1 protein-coding gene is annotated in these 1653 nt (G+C 38.3%); it reads right to left on the bottom strand.

What is annotated here, in order from left to right; genetic code table 11:
* Positions 1-76 precede the first annotated feature (76 nt).
* Positions 77-1492 carry a sodium:alanine symporter family protein gene (locus GQR38_RS19870; protein WP_010555303.1) on the bottom strand — a complete coding sequence of 472 codons (1416 nt, stop codon included), beginning with the start codon at positions 1490-1492 and terminating at the stop codon, positions 77-79.
* Positions 1493-1653: the final 161 nt, after the last annotated feature.

The following is a 1653-nucleotide window of genomic DNA, read 5'->3' as shown; positions in this document are numbered from 1 at the left end:
ACCTAGAAGATCGTTCAAGTGCTATTAACTAATTCTTAAATGATCGGCATTAGAGCCGTAGCTCGCTGTTTATTGTTTATTTCCAGGCCTCGGGATCGACCTCTTTAGCAAGTTTAGGATGCTTACTTTTGTCAAAGGTAGGTATTAAGCCCTTTTTGCGTTGTTCGTTGTAATCTTTAGAGAGCCATACAACAACACCTGAAAGCATAAATAGCGCTATAACGTTTACAATGGCCATTAAACCCATTGATATATCTGCCAGCGTCCAAATTAAACCAAGCTCACCAACAGCACCAAACATCACCATACCTAAAACAACAAGTCTAAAGATAAACATACCTTTATTAGAGTTGTGCTCTAAAAACATTAAATTTGTTTCAGCGTAAGAGTAATTAGCCACAATAGAAGTAAAAGCAAAAAACAATATAGCAATGGCAATAAAGTAAGTACCCCAGTCGCCGACATGTTCTTGTAATGCTGCTTGTGTAAGTTCAATCCCCATAACACCAGATTCAGGTACTAATTGCTGCGATAGTAAAATAAGAGAAGCAGTCGCTGTACAAATAACAATAGTATCAATAAATACACCTAGCATTTGCACATAACCTTGTGATGCTGGATGAGGAGGGTAAGGTGTCGCAGTGGCTGCAGCATTAGCTGCACTACCCATACCAGCTTCGTTTGAGAATAAGCCACGCTTTATACCTTGGATCATAGCTTGTGTAACACCATAACCAATTGCACCTGCACCAGCTTGTTCAATACCAAAAGCACTTTTTATTATAAGTACAATTACATCAGGTAATGCAGTAAAGTTAATAGCGCATACATAAAGAGCCACTAACAAGTAAGCTAATGCCATAAATGGGACAACCATTTCAGCAAAACGAGAAATCGTTTTCAAACCACCAAAAATAATAATACCAGAGCCAATAACCAAGCAAATGCCTACTATATACTTAGGTACATCAAACGCTACTTCAAATGCTGCAGCAATAGAGTTTGACTGTACGGCGTTAAATACCAAACCAAAGGCTAAAATTAAGCATAACGAGAATAAAGTCCCCATCCAGCGTTTACCTAAACCGTTTTGCATATAATAAGCAGGGCCACCTCTAAAATTGCCATCAGCATCTTTTGTTTTATAAGCCTGAGCCAAAGTACTTTCAGCAAAGCTTGTAGCCATACCTATTAATGCAATAAGCCACATCCAAAAAATAGCACCTGGCCCACCTAGGTATAAGGCAACAGCAACACCAGCCATATTACCTGTACCAACACGTGCAGCTAACGAAGTACAAAAAGCCTGAAAGGATGAAATTTCATTATCGGCACATTTACGAGAGCCAAACATAACTTTGAACATATGTGGAAATTGCACAAACTGAATAAAGCCTAGTCGAAAAGTAAAAAAGAGGCCTGCTGCTATTAATAAGTAGACGAGAACTTGGCCCCATAGAAGGGCACTTATACTGTTTATTATGTCTGTCATGGATACTGCCTAAATACATGAGTTAAAAAAAGTGACCGCAACTTATCACATCAGGATAAAAGTGTTTAGTTTTAAAGTTCAAAAACAGAGTTATCAACAGGGTTTTGTGGGTAACTTGTGTTTATCATGTGCGCTTGCTTGGGGCTTAATTTTAATTACTA

The organism is Pseudoalteromonas sp. c7(2019), from assembly GCF_011378625.1.
Classification (GTDB): Bacteria; Pseudomonadota; Gammaproteobacteria; order Enterobacterales; family Alteromonadaceae; genus Pseudoalteromonas; species Pseudoalteromonas arctica.
Note: the sequence above shows the minus strand (reverse complement) of the source record. Positions and strands in the feature narration are given on the sequence as shown.